This is a genomic window from Cellulophaga sp. HaHaR_3_176 (assembly GCF_019021925.1).
In the GTDB taxonomy this organism is placed as follows: domain Bacteria; phylum Bacteroidota; class Bacteroidia; order Flavobacteriales; family Flavobacteriaceae; genus Cellulophaga.
In genome coordinates this window covers 768,362-784,165 of the sequence record NZ_CP058990.1, presented here as the reverse complement: position 1 = coordinate 784,165, position 15,804 = coordinate 768,362, and the positions used below count along the sequence as shown (strand labels likewise).

The 15,804-nt window shown below is 31.8% G+C and carries 17 protein-coding genes; 9 read left to right on the top strand and 8 right to left on the bottom strand.

Annotated elements, in window-relative coordinates; translation table 11 throughout:
* Positions 1–89 precede the first annotated feature (89 nt).
* Positions 90–2,489 carry a glycoside hydrolase family 31 protein gene (locus H0I23_RS03340; RefSeq protein WP_216785053.1) on the bottom strand — a complete coding sequence of 800 codons (2,400 nt, stop codon included), beginning with the start codon at positions 2,487–2,489 and terminating at the stop codon, positions 90–92.
* 103 nt (positions 2,490–2,592) lie between these two features.
* Positions 2,593–4,488 carry a 1,4-alpha-glucan branching protein GlgB gene (glgB, locus tag H0I23_RS03335; RefSeq protein ID WP_216785052.1) on the bottom strand — a complete coding sequence of 632 codons (1,896 nt, stop codon included), beginning with the start codon at positions 4,486–4,488 and terminating at the stop codon, positions 2,593–2,595.
* Positions 4,489–4,645: 157 nt separating this feature from the next.
* Between glgB and H0I23_RS03330 the strand changes: the two genes are divergently transcribed.
* The 6 genes from H0I23_RS03330 to H0I23_RS03305 all read left to right on the top strand — a co-directional run bounded on the left by H0I23_RS03330 (position 4,646) and on the right by H0I23_RS03305 (position 9,012).
* On the top strand, positions 4,646–5,155 hold the full coding sequence (locus H0I23_RS03330; RefSeq protein WP_216785051.1) for a hypothetical protein: 510 nt from the start codon (positions 4,646–4,648) through the stop codon (positions 5,153–5,155).
* Positions 5,156–5,309: 154 nt separating this feature from the next.
* Entirely contained in the window at positions 5,310–5,810 is a 501-nt protein-coding gene (msrB, locus tag H0I23_RS03325) for a peptide-methionine (R)-S-oxide reductase MsrB (protein ID WP_216785050.1), read from the top strand.
* A 7-nt stretch (positions 5,811–5,817) separates the two neighbouring features.
* Positions 5,818–6,222 carry a peptide-methionine (R)-S-oxide reductase MsrB gene (gene msrB, locus H0I23_RS03320; protein WP_216785049.1) on the top strand — a complete coding sequence of 135 codons (405 nt, stop codon included), beginning with the start codon at positions 5,818–5,820 and terminating at the stop codon, positions 6,220–6,222.
* A 249-nt stretch (positions 6,223–6,471) separates the two neighbouring features.
* Positions 6,472–7,863 (top strand): dihydrolipoyl dehydrogenase, encoded by a 1,392-nt coding sequence (gene lpdA, locus H0I23_RS03315; RefSeq protein ID WP_216785048.1) that lies wholly within the window; start codon positions 6,472–6,474, stop codon positions 7,861–7,863.
* 82 nt (positions 7,864–7,945) lie between these two features.
* The gene (locus H0I23_RS03310; protein WP_216785047.1) at positions 7,946–8,230 is read left to right on the top strand and encodes a DUF3817 domain-containing protein; all 285 of its coding nucleotides are present in this window, start codon (positions 7,946–7,948) and stop codon (positions 8,228–8,230) included.
* A 98-nt stretch (positions 8,231–8,328) separates the two neighbouring features.
* Entirely contained in the window at positions 8,329–9,012 is a 684-nt protein-coding gene (locus H0I23_RS03305; RefSeq protein ID WP_216785046.1) for a hypothetical protein, read from the top strand.
* A 27-nt stretch (positions 9,013–9,039) separates the two neighbouring features.
* Here the strand turns inward: H0I23_RS03305 and aroQ are convergent, their stop codons facing one another.
* From aroQ to H0I23_RS03290, 3 genes are all read right to left on the bottom strand, one after another.
* Complete coding sequence (gene aroQ / locus H0I23_RS03300; RefSeq protein ID WP_216785045.1) at positions 9,040–9,453, bottom strand: type II 3-dehydroquinate dehydratase; 414 nt, start codon at positions 9,451–9,453, stop codon at positions 9,040–9,042.
* 83 nt (positions 9,454–9,536) lie between these two features.
* On the bottom strand, positions 9,537–10,004 hold the full coding sequence (locus H0I23_RS03295) for a hypothetical protein (RefSeq protein ID WP_216785044.1): 468 nt from the start codon (positions 10,002–10,004) through the stop codon (positions 9,537–9,539).
* Positions 10,005–10,158: 154 nt separating this feature from the next.
* On the bottom strand, positions 10,159–10,653 hold the full coding sequence (locus H0I23_RS03290) for an outer membrane beta-barrel protein (protein WP_216785043.1): 495 nt from the start codon (positions 10,651–10,653) through the stop codon (positions 10,159–10,161).
* Between the two features lie 190 nt (positions 10,654–10,843).
* On the opposite strand from H0I23_RS03290, the gene xerD reads away from it, so the two are divergent.
* Positions 10,844–11,740, top strand: a complete 897-nt coding sequence (gene xerD, locus H0I23_RS03285) for a site-specific tyrosine recombinase XerD (protein ID WP_216785042.1) — start codon at positions 10,844–10,846, stop codon at positions 11,738–11,740.
* Position 11,741: 1 nt separating this feature from the next.
* Here xerD and H0I23_RS03280 read toward each other — a convergent pair whose 3' ends face one another.
* Positions 11,742–12,284 (bottom strand): hypothetical protein, encoded by a 543-nt coding sequence (locus H0I23_RS03280; RefSeq protein ID WP_216785041.1) that lies wholly within the window; start codon positions 12,282–12,284, stop codon positions 11,742–11,744.
* A gap of 60 nt (positions 12,285–12,344) precedes the next feature.
* Positions 12,345–13,637 carry an NAD(P)/FAD-dependent oxidoreductase gene (locus H0I23_RS03275; RefSeq protein ID WP_216786014.1) on the bottom strand — a complete coding sequence of 431 codons (1,293 nt, stop codon included), beginning with the start codon at positions 13,635–13,637 and terminating at the stop codon, positions 12,345–12,347.
* A gap of 151 nt (positions 13,638–13,788) precedes the next feature.
* Between H0I23_RS03275 and H0I23_RS03270 the strand changes: the two genes are divergently transcribed.
* Positions 13,789–14,283 carry an RNA polymerase sigma factor gene (locus H0I23_RS03270; RefSeq protein WP_216785040.1) on the top strand — a complete coding sequence of 165 codons (495 nt, stop codon included), beginning with the start codon at positions 13,789–13,791 and terminating at the stop codon, positions 14,281–14,283.
* A 7-nt stretch (positions 14,284–14,290) separates the two neighbouring features.
* Positions 14,291–14,953: a hypothetical protein gene (locus tag H0I23_RS03265; RefSeq protein WP_254073644.1), complete on the top strand. Its 663-nt coding sequence runs from the start codon at positions 14,291–14,293 to the stop codon at positions 14,951–14,953.
* On the opposite strand, the gene H0I23_RS03260 is transcribed toward H0I23_RS03265, so the two are convergent.
* Entirely contained in the window at positions 14,950–15,759 is an 810-nt protein-coding gene (locus tag H0I23_RS03260; RefSeq protein WP_216785039.1) for a 1-acyl-sn-glycerol-3-phosphate acyltransferase, read from the bottom strand. The genes H0I23_RS03265 and H0I23_RS03260 overlap by 4 nt on opposite strands.
* Between the last annotated feature and the right edge of the window lie 45 nt (positions 15,760–15,804).

The following is a 15,804-nucleotide window of genomic DNA, read 5'->3' as shown; positions in this document are numbered from 1 at the left end:
ATTTATCATAAAACACTGTAAATAAAATACTTAACTCTTTTACTTGTGTTTTAAAATAGTTAATGTTTAGTTAACAAAATTACAAAAAATTAAATATCTAGTAATTGTAATGTTGTAAAATCTTTACTTATTTCTATAGTGTTATTTGCTGATAAATTTATTTCATCTAATGATACTTTCTGACTATCAACTACAACTGATTTAATTGTAAATGGTAGGCCATGTAATTTTAACACAAACGTTTTATATGATGTAATAAAAGTGCCATCTTTAAACTGCTGAATAAGCAATTCATTTTCTTTACCGTTTAACTTAAAGTTACGCAAGCTGTATCTTCCTTTTTTATAATCATAGCCATCTTGAGCGTCTTCATATACTGTAGAATTTTCTATCCCATCTTTAAAATATACATCTAGCACTAATTCTTCTATTTCAAGCTCTCCAACATATTGTTGTACTGGGTAATTCGGAATCATAGCTCCTTCTTTTACAAACATAGGAATCATATCTATGTCTGCTACTACCCATTTTTCTAAACCTCCTACTATAAATTCTTTTGTCCAGTAATTATACCAATTTCCTCTTGGTATATACATTCTTCTTCCTTTCGCATTAGGTTCTTGAATAGGGCAAACTAAAATTTGAGTTCCAAAAATAAACTCATCCGTTCTAAAGTGTGTTTGATGATCTTCTTGATCAAATAAAACTAAAGATCTTAACATTGGCAATCCTTCTTTAGAATACATGTAAAACATTGTATATAAATAAGGAAGAAGTTGATACCTAAGTTCTACATACTTACGAACAATATCTGTTACTTCATCACCAAATGACCAAGGTTCTTGATCCCCATGATCCCCACTAGAATGCACTCTACAAAAAGGATGGAAAATACCTAACTGTATCCATCTAGCAAATAATTCTCCATCGGGTTGTTCTGCAAAACCTCCAATATCAGATCCCACAAAAGAATACCCACTCATACACATGCGCTGCATTTGCACGTTGGCTATCCATAAATGCTCCCAAGTAGCTACATTATCACCCGTCCAAGTACAAGCATATCTTTGTGTACCTGCATAAGCTGCTCTTGTTATTACGAAAGGCCTTTTAGGATATACATGTTTTTTAACCCCATTGTATGTTGCCCGAACCATTTGCATACCATAAACGTTATGTGCTTTACGATGTGTTGTTAAATTACCATCATAATCGTGTCTTGTATCTAATGGGGCTGTTTTAGACGGCACCTCCATAACTGCTGGCTCATTCATATCGTTCCAAACAGCATGCACACCCAAATCAGCCATAAACTCTTTATACAATTCACCCCACCATTCACGAACTTTTGGATTTGTAAAATCAGGAAAATTACATTCTCCTGGCCAAACTTTACCATGCATATAAGGTCCATCACCACGCTTACAGAAGTAATCATTCTCCATAGCTTCTTGATAAATCCAATAATCGCGATCTATTTTAATACCTGGATCAATCATTACCACGGTTTTGAAACCATCTTCTGCTAATTCAGCAATCATTCTTTTAGGATCAGGAAATAATTTTTTATCCCAAGTAAAACAACGAAAACCATCCATATAATCTATATCTAAATACAGACCATCACAAGGTATTTTTAAATCTCTAAATTGCTTCGCAACTTCTTTTACTCTACTTTCAGGATAATAGCTCCATTTAGATTGTTGGTAGCCTAGTGCCCATAATGGCGGTAACTCTGGCGTACCTGTTAAATCGGTATACAAACGCACTACTTTCTCCATTTCTGGACCAAAAATAAAGTAGTAATTCATTTCTCCTCCATCTGCCCAAAAACTAGTTACATGCCTTTTTTCATGCGAAAAATCGAAATGAGTTTTAAAAGTATTATCAAAAAATACTCCGTATGCCTTATTATCAGTTAAACCTATATAAAATGGGATTGCTTTGTATAACGGGTCTTGATCTTTACCATATGCATATTGATCTGTAACCCAATTTTCAACTCTTTTACCTTTTAAATTTGAATGTGTGGCTTTATCACCTAAACCGTAAAAACTTTCACCTGTTCTGGTGATTTTACTCATTTTTACAATATTACCTCCATGCTCATAGTTTTCTTCCCAATGAAAACCAAGCTCATCTTCATTTATAATATTCCCTTCAGGATCAGATATCTGTACTCTTAATGTTTGTTTATCTACTAGAACAGTCATTCTAATAGTTTTTATCAAATATTCAGTATCCGTTTCTTCTACATCTAACTGATTATACCCTCTTAAACCATTTTTATTTATGGCATAAGAAAAATCTGGTTCAAAATTATAATCTGTGGCATATCTAAACCTTACAGCACTGTTACGAAGTACTGTAACTTGTAAAATTACACCGTTTGCTGTTGTAAAGTATAGTTTATCAGTATCCTGTTTAAAATCTACTATTTTATTAGGATATAGATTACCCTTGTATTCAAGTTCTGTATTGGTGATCATAGCCTTATACTTAAATTAATTACAACAAAAAAAACACTTTAGCTTGATATATTTATATATCAAGGCAAGCAATTTTAAACTATTGAATGATCGTGTTTTTTTTCTATTGTAAAATGACAATTCCTAAAGGAGGAAGTGTTATTTCTATTGAATTCTTATAATTATGCGATGCTTGGTTTGTTACCTTAATTTTTTTATTCGCTGCTCCAGAGCCTCCGTAAACTTTAGCATCACTATTTAAAATTTCTTTTATAGTTGATGATTTCGGAATTCCTATTCTATAACTTTCTCGTGTTATAGGTGTAAAATTACAAACAATAATTAAATCATTTTTTTTATCGTGCCCCTTACGAATGTAGGCTAAAACAGAGTTTGCTCCATCTCCATAATCTATCCACTCAAAACCTTCTGTGCTAAATTGCTTTTCGTATAAAGCTGGGTAGGTTTTATAAACTGTATTTAAATCTTTTACTAACTGTTGTACTCCTGAATGAAAATCATATTGTGTTAAATGCCAGTCCAAACTTTTTTGAAAATTCCATTCTGATGATTGCCCAAATTCTCCACCCATAAAAACAAGTTTTGCACCTGGGTGTGTGTACATGTAACCAAACAACAATCTTAAATTTGCAAACTGTTGCCATTCATCACCTGGCATTCTGTAAAGTAAAGATTTTTTACCATACACCACTTCGTCATGTGAAAAAGGAAGCATAAAGTTTTCAGAAAAAGCATAGGTTAAACTAAACGTAATATCATTCTGATGGTGCGTTCTATATATAGGTTCTTTTTTAAAATACTCTAAAGTATCATGCATCCAACCCATCATCCATTTCATACCAAAGCCAAGGCCTCCTAAATTCACAGGTTTAGAAACTCCTGAAAAAGCAGTAGATTCTTCAGCTATCGTCTGTATACCATCAAAACTTGCATATAATTGCTCGTTCATCTCTTTTAGAAAAGAAATAGCTTCTAAATTTTCATTATTTCCATAAATATTAGGCTCCCACTCTCCTTCTTCTCTTGAGTAATCTAAATATATCATTGAAGCTACAGCATCTACACGTAACGCATCAATATGAAATTTATCCATCCAAAACATGGCGTTACTTATTAAAAATGCACGAACTTCATTTCGTCCATAATTAAAAATCAAACTTTTCCAATCTGGGTGATATCCTTTACTTCTATCAGGGTGTTCGTATAAATGAGATCCATCAAAAAAGCCTAATCCATGTGCATCTTCAGGGAAATGAGATGGAACCCAATCTAAAATTACACCGATATCATTTTGGTGTAATTTATCTACTAAAAGTTTAAATTCTTCTGGGTTACCAAAACGTGATGTTGGAGCAAAATAACCAGTTAATTGATATCCCCATGATGGGTCGTAAGGGTATTCCATAATAGGCATAAACTCTACATGAGTAAAATTCATCTCCTTAACATACTTCACTAAATCTTCTGCTAAATCTGTATAAGATAAAAATTCATTATCATTCTTTCTTTTCCATGAGCCCAAGTGTACTTCATAAACAGCGTAAGGTTTATCTAAGCCATTTTTATCTTTTCGGTAACCCATCCAATCAGTATCTTCCCAAGTGTAATCACCATCCCAAACAACAGAACCCGTTTTAGGTGGCGCCTCACAAAAGCGAGCAAATGGATCTGCTTTTTCTGTTCTTACACCGTAGTTATTAGAACTAATATTATATTTATAAAGAGCTCCCTTTTCTATACCAGGAATAAAGCCTTCCCAAATTCCGCTACCATCCCATCTAACATTTAACTCATGCTCTCCAATATTCCAAAAATTAAAATCACCAATAACACTTACCGAATTAGCTGAAGGTGCCCATACTGCAAAGTACGTCCCTCTAACCCCATCTACTTCAACTAAATGTGACCCTAATTTCTCGTAAAGCTTGAAATGTTTTCCCGCTTTAAAAAGATTAATATCAAATTCTGTAAAAAGAGTATGGACTTGTACGTTTGACATATGATTATATTATTATACTGCAATATAATCAAGTTTAGATAATAGTTAATTGTTTAATTCGTTAGTTTTACAAATAAGAATTGAAATACTTGTTACATAAAACTGGAACGCTTTTTGATTCATATTTAAAATAAAAAACTCAAAAAATTATAGAATTATGAAAAAACTTACTGTACTTGGAATATTTTTAGCTGTTTTTGCAATATCATGCGAAGGTCCACAAGGCCCTGCTGGTTTTGATGGTGATGCACTAGTTGGTGACACTTATGAAATTGACAACGTAGATTTTAATGAGATAGATAATACTATTGCTGTTCAATTTAATCAAGACATAGTTAATGGTGATGCTGTATTAGTATATCGCTTAGATGGTGTTGATAACAACCTTGATATTTGGGAACCTTTACCTACTACTATTTTTTTAGAGGGTACTAGTTATTTACAATACAGGTTTAACTATACATTAGCTGATGTAGAAATTATTGTAGAAAGTGACAATTTGAATGCTATTTCTGATGATTTCATGTTAAATCAAGTTTTTAGAATTGTGGTATTACCTTCTGATCTAATCGGTACTGTTGACACATCTAATTTTAGTGCAGTAATGACTGAGTTAGGCTTACAATCTAACGATATCCAAACTATAGATTTTAATACTTTAAAGTAGAAAAATCCAATAAAATAATAAAATCAAGAAGCCCTATTGGTAAAGCCAGTAGGGCTTCTTTTTTTATGATATTCAGTATTATAATAACTTTAACGTCCTTTTGAAAAAATCGTACGTAAATTTGATTGAAAAGAAAATTGTAAAAACTAAAGCTATGTTGAAGAATTTAATATTAGGTATTGCAATCGTCATTACTGGTTGTAAGGGAGTTTCTCAAGAGAAAGAGCTTTCAATGAGCGAAATTCAAGAGGAAGAAGAAAGTTTTAAAGTTGTTAAAACTAAAGAAGAATGGCAAAAACAATTGGATGAAGTTCAATATTTCGTTTTACGTCAAGAAGGTACAGAAAGAGCTTTTTCTAGCCCTTTATTACAAATAAAAGAAGAAGGTGTTTTTAAATGCGCTGGATGTAATACAGAATTATTTAAAAGTGAAAATAAATTCGATTCTGGTACAGGTTGGCCAAGTTTTGATCGTGAAATAGAAGGCAATGTTGCTTTTGATACCGATTTTAAAATTGGTTATGAACGTACCGAAGAGCATTGTGCAACATGCGGCGGTCACTTAGGGCACGTATTTAATGATGGACCAAATGAAACCACAGGAAAAAGACATTGTGTAAATGGTGCTGCTTTAGTTTTTGTACCCACTAAGTAATAAATCCATGTCTAAAAAATACGAAATAGAAAAAACAGAAGAGGAATGGAAATCGTTACTCTCAGATAAAGAATATCAAGTTCTAAGAAAAAAAGGAACCGAACACCCACATACAGGCGCTTATAATTTACATTTCGAAAATGGAGATTACCATTGTAAAGCCTGTAATGCTTTGCTTTTTGAAAGTGAGCATAAATTTGAAAGTGGTTGTGGTTGGCCTTCTTTTGATAAAGCTAAAGAAGGAGCTATAGAATATATAAAAGATACAACACATGGTATGGTACGTGTAGAAACTGTTTGTGCTAATTGTGGCGGACATTTAGGTCATGTTTTTGATGACGGTCCGCAAGAAACTACAGGCCAGAGGTATTGTATAAACTCTGCTAGTATAGGCTTCGATCCTACAAAATAAAACAAGAAAGACTTTTTTACTAAAAGTCTTTCTTGTTTTATACACATTTTTCAAAAATTTCTAGATTACTAAATTTTAGCTTTCTAATAAATAGAAATCTACTATTACCATATCATACAAATCATTAAAATTAAAGATCCTAAAAATTTCTAACGAAAACGTTATACTAATTTACAAAACTGCATATCTTTTTTGCTTTAGGTTTTGTAACTTTGCAACTTCAAATTAACACATCATAAAAATAAATACATGAGCAATTTTGATATTATTGTTTTAGGGAGTGGTCCTGGTGGATATGTAACTGCTATTAGAGCTTCTCAATTAGGATTTAAAACCGCTATTATAGAAAAAGAATCACTTGGTGGAGTTTGTTTAAATTGGGGATGTATACCTACTAAAGCATTACTAAAATCAGCTCAAGTTTTCAACTACTTACAACATGCAGAAGATTACGGTCTTAAGGTTGATAATGTAGATAAAGATTTTGATGCCGTTGTAAAAAGAAGCCGAAGCGTTGCTGAAGGCATGAGCAAAGGTGTTCAGTTTTTGATGAAAAAAAATAAAATTGAAGTTATCAATGGTTTCGGAAAACTTAAAGCTGGTAAAAAAGTTTTAGTTACTGATGCTGATGGTAAAGAAACAGAATATAGCGCAAAAAATATTATTGTTGCTACTGGTGCTCGTAGTAGAGAATTACCTAGTTTACCACAAGATGGTAAAAAAATAATTGGCTACAGAGAAGCAATGACTTTAAAAAGTCAGCCTAAAAAAATGATTGTAGTAGGTAGTGGTGCAATTGGTATCGAGTTTGCTTACTTCTACAATGCAATGGGTAGTGATGTTACTGTTGTTGAATATTTACCAAATATAGTGCCTGTTGAAGATGAAGATATCTCTAAACAATTAGAGCGTAGCTTCAAAAAAGCGGGTGTTAAAATAATGACTTCTTCTGAAGTTACTAATGTAGACACTTCTGGTGAAGGTGTAAAAGTAACTGTTAAAACTGCTAAAGGCGAAGAGGTTTTAGAAGCTGATATGGTACTTTCTGCTGTAGGTATTAAAACAAATATCGAAAACATTGGTTTAGAAGATGTTGGTATTATTACAGACCGTGATAAAGTTTTAGTAAACGATTTTTACCAAACAAATATACCTGGTTATTATGCTATCGGAGATATTACTCCTGGCCCTGCTTTAGCACACGTTGCTTCTGCTGAAGGTATTTTATGTGTTGAAAAATTAGCAAACTTACATGTAGAGCCGTTAGACTATGGTAATATACCTGGTTGTACATATGCTTCTCCTGAAATTGCATCTGTTGGTTTAACTGAAAAACAAGCTAAAGAAAAAGGTTTAGATATTAAAGTTGGTAAGTTCCCATTCTCTGCAAGTGGAAAAGCAAAAGCTGCTGGAACTCCTGATGGATTTGTAAAAGTAATTTTTGATGCAAAATATGGTGAGTGGTTAGGTTGCCATATGATTGGTGCTGGTGTTACTGATATGATTGCTGAAGCTGTTGTAGCTCGTAAATTAGAGACTACAGGCCATGAAATATTAAAAGCTATTCACCCACACCCAACTATGAGTGAGGCTGTAATGGAAGCTGTTGCTGCTGCTTATGATGAAGTTATTCATTTATAAAAAAGCAAGCTAATATATATTATTATAAAATGCTGTGCTTAAAAACACGGCATTTTTTATATCAAAATATTAAAAATAAATTATGCTTAAAATATTCAGACTTACAGCAATTTTAGAAGGTGTTTCTTATCTTTTATTATTTGGTTTAGGAATGCCATTAAAATACCTTGCTAAAATTCCAGAGCCTAACATTTATATTGGCTACGCCCATGGTTTTCTATTTATAGCTTATGTTATTTTGGCACTTCTTTTTTGTGTGGAAAAAAAATGGGGTTTAAAAATGTTCATCATTTTATTTATAGCTTCACTGCTACCCTTTGGCACTTTTTATATTGATAAAAAATATTTGAAGCCATTGACCGTATAAAAAAATACTTAAAATCGTATTCAAAAATCCCTGTTATCAGGGATTTTTTTGTGTTTATAAAGTAGCAACTTTGCTTCAACTAATTAAATGAAGCTATAATGTATTATCAAACAGCCGATTGTTATGAAACTATCGGTAAAAAGAAAATCACTAGCAATTGCCCTGGTTGTGGCAAATCTGACTGCTTAGAGCTCTTTTTACATCAAAAAAGAGTAGAAACTCACTTTTATACCACTACAACTAAAAAAGTAACTGGCAGCTTATTCTGTGATCATACCCATACAGAAATATCTTCGGTTTTATGGACGGATGAAATAAAAACCTATTTTAAAATAGAAAAAAGTAAACTTAAATTAAAACCCAGAAAATTAAAGCTAACCAAAGCATTTTATAGTTTTATAGCCATTCCTTTTTTAATAATCGCTAGTGCTGCTGGTTATAGTATGTATGAAGATTTAAAATATGCTGACGAAACAGAAGCCATTTCTTTAATTAATACCGGAGATAAAATTAAAGTTTTATATACCATTATTGAAAACAACAATGTTACCAATAGCGGTAATACGTGGTTTTTAGTACGTAAGATAGATGGAGACTCGATATGGGTGCAGCGACACGAAAAGTTAGATTTAATTGCCGATGCTAACTTTGATCTACAAGATGATAATTTCAACAAAGAAACTATAAAAGCATCATTACAACAATTTAAAGCTAGAGGCTTATTTGGCCATGATTACGCAAATCAAAAATTTTCAGGTTATATAACAGGTATTAAAAATTAATAATTTCAAATACATAAACCGAATAACTTATAAAAAGCTTTGTATCGCTAAATCGTAACTCTGCAAACCAAAACCTAAAATTACACCTTTGGCTACTGGCGATATATAAGAAACGTGCCTAAACTCTTCTCTTTGGTGTGTATTAGAAATATGTACTTCAATTACAGGTGTGGTAATTGCTTTTACAGCATCACCAATACCAACAGATGTATGTGTGTATGCTGCTGCATTTAAAACAATACCATCATACGAAAAACCAACATCTTGTATTTTACCAATAAGTTCACCTTCAATATTAGACTGAAAATATTCTAATTCTACCTCTTTAAATTTAAATTGTAGTGTTGTAAAATAAGTCTCAAAAGTTTGAGAGCCGTAAATTTCAGGTTCACGCTTACCTAATAAATTTAAATTTGGTCCGTTGATTACTAATATTTTCATTCTGCTAAATTATTAAATTACAAATCATAAAAAAAGCAGAAGACGAGTCTTCTGCTTTTTTAAATTTATTTATTTAAAATATGTTATTCAATAACATATCTAATTCCAAGTCCAAAAGCACCTACTTCAGTACCTAAGTATTCACTTATTCCGATTGATGGTCTCCAATCAAAAGAAAAAGCTAATGGCACTCCATTAATCTTATAATCTAAACCAGCTGTTGGTCTAAGTGCTAATTGTGTTCCTATTCCTCCATTAACAAACCAAATAGATGGTCCTCCACCTGCAAACCACTGCAAACCTTCTGCTCCTGATATTGGGCCATGGTACTCATATAAAGCTGTTACAACCGTTATTCCTGATTCAAACATTAATTCTGCTTGACCAGCGTGCTCTTCTGTGAAAAAGTACTTCGCGCTAGGGCCTACAAATGTTGCTCCTTGACCAAAATCAAAGCCCAAACCTGCTGCAAAAGAATAATCTGATTGTGCATTCATTTCTGCAATACCTATTGCGAAAAGGGCAATTGCAAATGTTACTAATTTTTTCATTTTTATAGTGTTTACGTTATTTATGGGTCAAATCTATTTTTTTTATAAATAACTACAAAATTTTAAGCGCACTTTCAAACCATATTTTTGTTATAAAACAAAAAAGCGGAGACATATAATGTCTCCGCTTTCATATAAATACTATTTATTTTTCTTATAAAGAAAAAAGAACTCCTAAGTTAATTGTAGAAAAAGTTCCTCCATCTGCACTAATTCCTACATAAGATAGATTAAGTTGAGTTGCCTCACTAACCATATACCCAACAGTTGGCTTATAGTAAAACCCACCATCGTTACCTTCATTAATTCCGATAGCATAACCTAAATCAGCACCAACAGAAAAATCTTCTGTAGCTTTAAAACGTGCTGCAGCTGCTAAAGGAATGTATTGAGCATCTTCAACTTCAAATTCGAAACCTTGTTCTTCAAAAGTTTTACCAAAAATATTATTGAATCCTGTAGCAATACCTAAATCGAATTGATCAGAAACTTCAAACATATAAGCTGCATCTAAACCTAATCCGAAAGAAGAAAAATCACTAGCATCACCAACTGGTAATTGAACTGTAACTCCTAATTTAAAACCTTCTTGAGCTTGAACACTAAATCCGATTAATGCGAAAGCGGCTACTAAAAATAATTTTTTCATAATTGTAATTTGTTTTTGTGTTTATTGAGGCCGAATTTATTGTTATTTCGTAAACTCAACACTCAAAAGATGTAAAATTAACATAATATGTTGTAAACTTTAACATTATAAGTATTTCTTACATTTCCTACAAAATGTTGTGGGGTTACATTTTAAGACATAAACGCACCTAATAAAGTATATTTGAATAATGAAATGGAATCAAGCAATAACAGATTATCAATATTACCTTAAAATAGAACGAGGTTTATCTGAGAACTCTATTGCGAACTACACTTTAGATATCGAAAAATTATGTTTGTTTCTTGATATTAATAAAATTTCAACTACACCTATACTTATAGATAAAGGAACTGTTCAGCAGTTTATATATACCATTGCTAAAGAGGTTAACCCAAGGACGCAAGCTCGAATTATATCGGGTTTAAAGAGTTTTTTTAATTATTTAATTTTTGAAGACTACCGTAATGATAACCCTTTAGACCTTATTGAGTCGCCTAAAATTGGTAGAAAATTACCCGATACCTTATCCGAAGATGAAATTAATAGTTTAATTGATGCTATAGATTTATCTAAACCTGAAGGGGAACGTAATAGAGCTATGCTTGAAACTTTATATGGCTGTGGTTTAAGAGTTTCTGAACTTATTGGACTACAAATATCTGATCTTTTTTTTGACGAAGATTTTATTAAAGTAACAGGTAAAGGAGATAAGCAACGTTTTGTACCTATTAGTGACATCAACAAAAAATACATTAATTTTTACAAAAACGAAGTTCGAGTTCATTTAAACATAAAAAAAGGATTTGAAGATATACTTTTTTTAAACAGACGAGGTAGGCAGCTTACTCGCGCTATGATTTTTACGATTATAAAGCAACTTGCTGAAAAAATTGAACTTGAAAAAGTTATTAGTCCGCATACCTTTAGGCATTCATTTGCTACACATTTACTGCAAAATGGTGCCGATCTTAGAGCTATACAACAAATGCTTGGTCATGAAAGTATAACTACTACTGAGGTATATATGCATGTAGATAGAACTCACCTTGCCGAGGTACTTCATAAATTTCATCCAAGAAAGTAATTTAAAACTTTAATTTTGTTCCTAAACGAATAAGACTTCCACTATAATTATTGTTGAAGTTTTGCTTACCTATTACCGTTTCACTCATTAATTCTATCAATAAATTATCTTGTACTTCATAACCGATACCATTAAGCGTTTTAAAGTTTTTGGTGTTATTTATTCCCCCTATAACTGTACGCTCCACATTCATTTCTACTCCTGAGGAAACATAAAGTTTTTTTAAAATAGGTTTACGGAATATAATTTGAGATTTAAAAACATCTCCCGTGGTATACGTATCATAATACCCTTTTAACATTAATGCATTTTTATCATTAATATTCCAATCTACAATAAAACTAGAGTGCTGTTCATCATTATAATAATTAGCATACCCTATTGAAGAAACTGATAGACTTTCTAGATTATTAGAAATAGGTTTTTCTTGGGCATATAACCCCACGGTAGTTAAGAGAAAGGAAAGCGGGAGTAACAATTTTACCATTGTAGCAGTTTTAGATAACAAAACATCAGAAAAATGACTAAAGCTACTGATAATCATGTAATTATATAGAATATTATTCTAACATTAACATAGTGTATCTAAAACAAACAAGTAGTATTAATCTTTAAATCTCGAGTAATCTCTTTTATAAGGTCTTATAATTAAACGCGCTTCACGGTCAAAACGAATATAATTATATACCCAATTTACAAAAACCACCATTCGGTTTCTAAAACCTATTAAAAAGAAAAGGTGTACAAACATCCAAACAAACCAAGCAAAAATACCTTGAAAATTGTAGTTCTTTAAATCTACAACAGCCTTATTACGACCTACTGTAGCCATACTGCCTTTATCTTTATAAACAAATGGCTTTAGGGGTTTCTTTTCTAATAAATTGATTAAATTTTTACCTAAATTTTTGCCTTGCTGTATTGCTGGTTGCGCCATCATCGGGTGTCCACATGGAAACTCTTCTGTCTCCATACCTGCAACATCTCCTACTGCAAAAATATATTCATTACCTATTAGTTGATTGTATTGGTTTACTTTTAACCTATTACCACGTATTAAAAACTCTTCAGCATCTAACCCTTTAATAGTTGCTCCTTTTACTCCTGCAGCCCAGACTAATGTAGCCGCTTCAAAAGTTAATTCTGTTTTTGTGGTTGCTAATTTACCATCGTAAGATGTTACTCGTGTATTTTTCCAAACCTGAACACCTAATTCTTCTAAAAAATCCTCTGCTTTTTCAGAAGCCTTTTCACTCATTTCTTTTAAAATACGATCACCTGATTGTATCAAATTTATTTGTGCTCTCCGCGTATCTAAATCAGGATAATCTTTTGGTAAAATTCCTTTTTTAATTTCAGCCAAAGCACCGGCAAGCTCTACTCCCGTTGGACCACCACCTACAATTAAAAAATTCATCAACGCATCACGCTTGTGCAAATCGTCAGTTAAAAGTGCTTGCTCAAAATTCTCTAAAATAAGACTTCTTAAATTTAAAGATTGTGGAATTGTCTTCATAACCATTCCATTCTTCTCTATTTCTGTATTTCCAAAAAAATTGGTTTCAGAGCCGGTAGCAAGCACTAGATAATTGTAATTAATAGCACCTATATTAGTTACGAGTTCTTTTTTATCTGCATTTATTTTTTCAACATTTGCTAAGCGAAAGAAAAAGTTAGGGTAATCTTTAAGTACTTTTCGTATTGGGTATGCAATTGAATCTGGTTCTAAACCACCTGTAGATACTTGGTATAATAAAGGTTGAAAAGTATGGTAGTTATTTTTATCTAATAACAATACCTGTACTTCTTTTTTGCTTAATTCTTTAGCTAGAGAAATACCAGCAAAACCACCTCCGATAATTATAATTCGAGGAAAACTACTTTTAGGAATATTCATTGCACTCATTAAAATCAAAATTAAGCATTAGTATCGTATGCTACCCAAAACAAAGTGCGATTTTTAGTTTTATATAAAAAACTTAATTATTTTTATTTTATCTGTAACATAAATAACTTTTATAGTACTAATAGATAACAACCAACCACAAGTGAGTAAAGAATTAGAGCATGCTTTTGTAACTGAGCTTGAGAACAATCAAAATATTGTTCATAAAGTCTGTACGCTGTATACAAATAACAAAGATGCTCATAATGATTTATTTCAAGAGATTACCATACAATTATGGAAAGCGTACCCAAAGTTTAGAGGCGATGCTAAGTTTAGCACTTGGATGTATCGTGTGGCTTTGAATACAGCTATTACGTTGTATCGAAAATCAAAAAAAAGTATATCTACTTTAGATTATGAGTCGGTAATTTTTAAAATAAAAGCCGACGAATATGATGAAACAGAAGAACAGCAGCTTAAATTAATGTATAAAGCTGTTAAGCAGTTAAATGATATTGACAAAGCACTTGTTTTCTTATACTTAGAAGATAAAAACTATACCGAAATTTCTGAAACACTGGGTATTTCTGAAGTAAATGCTAGGGTTAAAATGAATCGGATAAAAAACAAATTAAAAACAATTTTAAATCCATAAGCTTATTATGATGGATGAATTAGAATTATTGAAGAAAGATTGGCAAAAAAAGGAGCTGGCACATCCTAAATTGTCATACAATGACATACATGGTATGCTATGGAAAAAATCATCTTCTATAGTAAAGTGGATTTTTATAATAAGTGTTATAGAATTTGTATTACCGCATGTGTTATACCTTTTTCCTTCTGCATGGTCTGAAGGTCGTAGTTTATACAACTCGTTAGGTTTAAAAACACCTATGCTAATACTTACCGTGATACAGTATTCTGTTATATTTTACTTTATATACCAATTCTACAAAAGGTATAAAGAAATTTCTGTTTTAGATAATGCCAAGAATTTAATGGCCAATATTATTAGAACACGTAAAACTGTTAAGCATTACATCGTATTTTCATTAGCACTTATTGTTGTACTCTTTATTGTAATTGTAACAGGTATTTATCTGAGTCCAGATTTTGTACACACACTCGAAGTTTCCGGGAAAAATATAGATAATATTTCTCCTGAAAAATTACACAACATCAAATTCATATCTATGTTTATGGTTGTTGGTGTAGGTGTAATTCTTACGGTAGCTATAGGCTTTGTCTATTTTCTTCTTTATGGAATTTTACTTAAAAGATTAAATAGAAATTACAGAGAGTTAAAAAAATTAGAAATCTAAGTGTCAGCACTCCACCTACGTGCTTCATTTTCTTCTTCAATAGCTGCAAGTTGTTTAGCTGAAAGAACTTTTAAAAACGAAGGGTGTTGCTCGATTGCATATTCTAGTTTTTCAACAATAGAATCGAAAGACTCATCTTCATAATCTATATCTAAAGGTTCTTTTATAACCATAGATTGTAAGATGCCTTTCTTTTTAATACGTAATCCTTTTTTATCAAACGATCTTCTAAACCCATCAATAACAACAGGTACTACAATCGGCTTATATTTTTTAATAATATGTGCTGTTCCTTTTCGTAATGGTTTCCAAGGTGTTGTTGTGCCTTGCGGAAAAGTTACTACCCAACCATCATCTAGAGCTTTACCTATATTAGAAATATCGCTCATTTTCACCTGTCGGTTTACATCTTTACCTTCTGCACGCCATGTACGTTGCACACTAACAGAACCTGCATATGCCATTATTTTAGTTAAAAGACTGGCTTTCATTGTTTCTGCTGCAGCAACATAATACATATTTAATTTAGGATTCCAGATGTAACCAATATTTTTAATATTGTTATCTCTACCTTTTAAACTTGCATTAAAAACATGAAACATTGCAACCACATCTGCAAAATAAGTTTGGTGGTTACTCACAAACAAAACGTTTCTGTCTGGCAGGTTTCTTATAATTTCTGCTCCTTCAATTTCTAAGGTATTAAAACCTTTATATCTTCTATGGCTTATAATGGCTAAAAGACGAATCAGCCATTTTTTTATAAACAATATATGTCCGAAGGGGTTTTTCTTTAACAATGTCAAGGTGTTTGTAATTTGTTTTGTACTTGCTAAATTACAAAATAAACA

What these genes read in the sequence shown, in the direction of transcription:
- H0I23_RS03340 (WP_216785053.1), bottom strand. Translation starts at nt 2,489, where the DNA reads ATGATCACCAATACAGAACTTGAATACAAGGGTAATCTATATCCTAAT.
- glgB (WP_216785052.1), bottom strand. Translation starts at nt 4,488, where the DNA reads ATGTCAAACGTACAAGTCCATACTCTTTTTACAGAATTTGATATTAAT.
- H0I23_RS03330 (WP_216785051.1), top strand. Translation starts at nt 4,646, where the DNA reads ATGAAAAAACTTACTGTACTTGGAATATTTTTAGCTGTTTTTGCAATA.
- msrB (WP_216785050.1), top strand. Translation starts at nt 5,310, where the DNA reads ATGTTGAAGAATTTAATATTAGGTATTGCAATCGTCATTACTGGTTGT.
- msrB (WP_216785049.1), top strand. Translation starts at nt 5,818, where the DNA reads ATGTCTAAAAAATACGAAATAGAAAAAACAGAAGAGGAATGGAAATCG.
- lpdA (WP_216785048.1), top strand. Translation starts at nt 6,472, where the DNA reads ATGAGCAATTTTGATATTATTGTTTTAGGGAGTGGTCCTGGTGGATAT.
- H0I23_RS03310 (WP_216785047.1), top strand. Translation starts at nt 7,946, where the DNA reads ATGCTTAAAATATTCAGACTTACAGCAATTTTAGAAGGTGTTTCTTAT.
- H0I23_RS03305 (WP_216785046.1), top strand. Translation starts at nt 8,329, where the DNA reads ATGTATTATCAAACAGCCGATTGTTATGAAACTATCGGTAAAAAGAAA.
- aroQ (WP_216785045.1), bottom strand. Translation starts at nt 9,453, where the DNA reads ATGAAAATATTAGTAATCAACGGACCAAATTTAAATTTATTAGGTAAG.
- H0I23_RS03295 (WP_216785044.1), bottom strand. Translation starts at nt 10,004, where the DNA reads ATGAAAAAATTAGTAACATTTGCAATTGCCCTTTTCGCAATAGGTATT.
- H0I23_RS03290 (WP_216785043.1), bottom strand. Translation starts at nt 10,653, where the DNA reads ATGAAAAAATTATTTTTAGTAGCCGCTTTCGCATTAATCGGATTTAGT.
- xerD (WP_216785042.1), top strand. Translation starts at nt 10,844, where the DNA reads ATGAAATGGAATCAAGCAATAACAGATTATCAATATTACCTTAAAATA.
- H0I23_RS03280 (WP_216785041.1), bottom strand. Translation starts at nt 12,284, where the DNA reads ATGATTATCAGTAGCTTTAGTCATTTTTCTGATGTTTTGTTATCTAAA.
- H0I23_RS03275 (WP_216786014.1), bottom strand. Translation starts at nt 13,637, where the DNA reads ATGAATATTCCTAAAAGTAGTTTTCCTCGAATTATAATTATCGGAGGT.
- H0I23_RS03265 (WP_254073644.1), top strand. Translation starts at nt 14,291, where the DNA reads ATGATGGATGAATTAGAATTATTGAAGAAAGATTGGCAAAAAAAGGAG.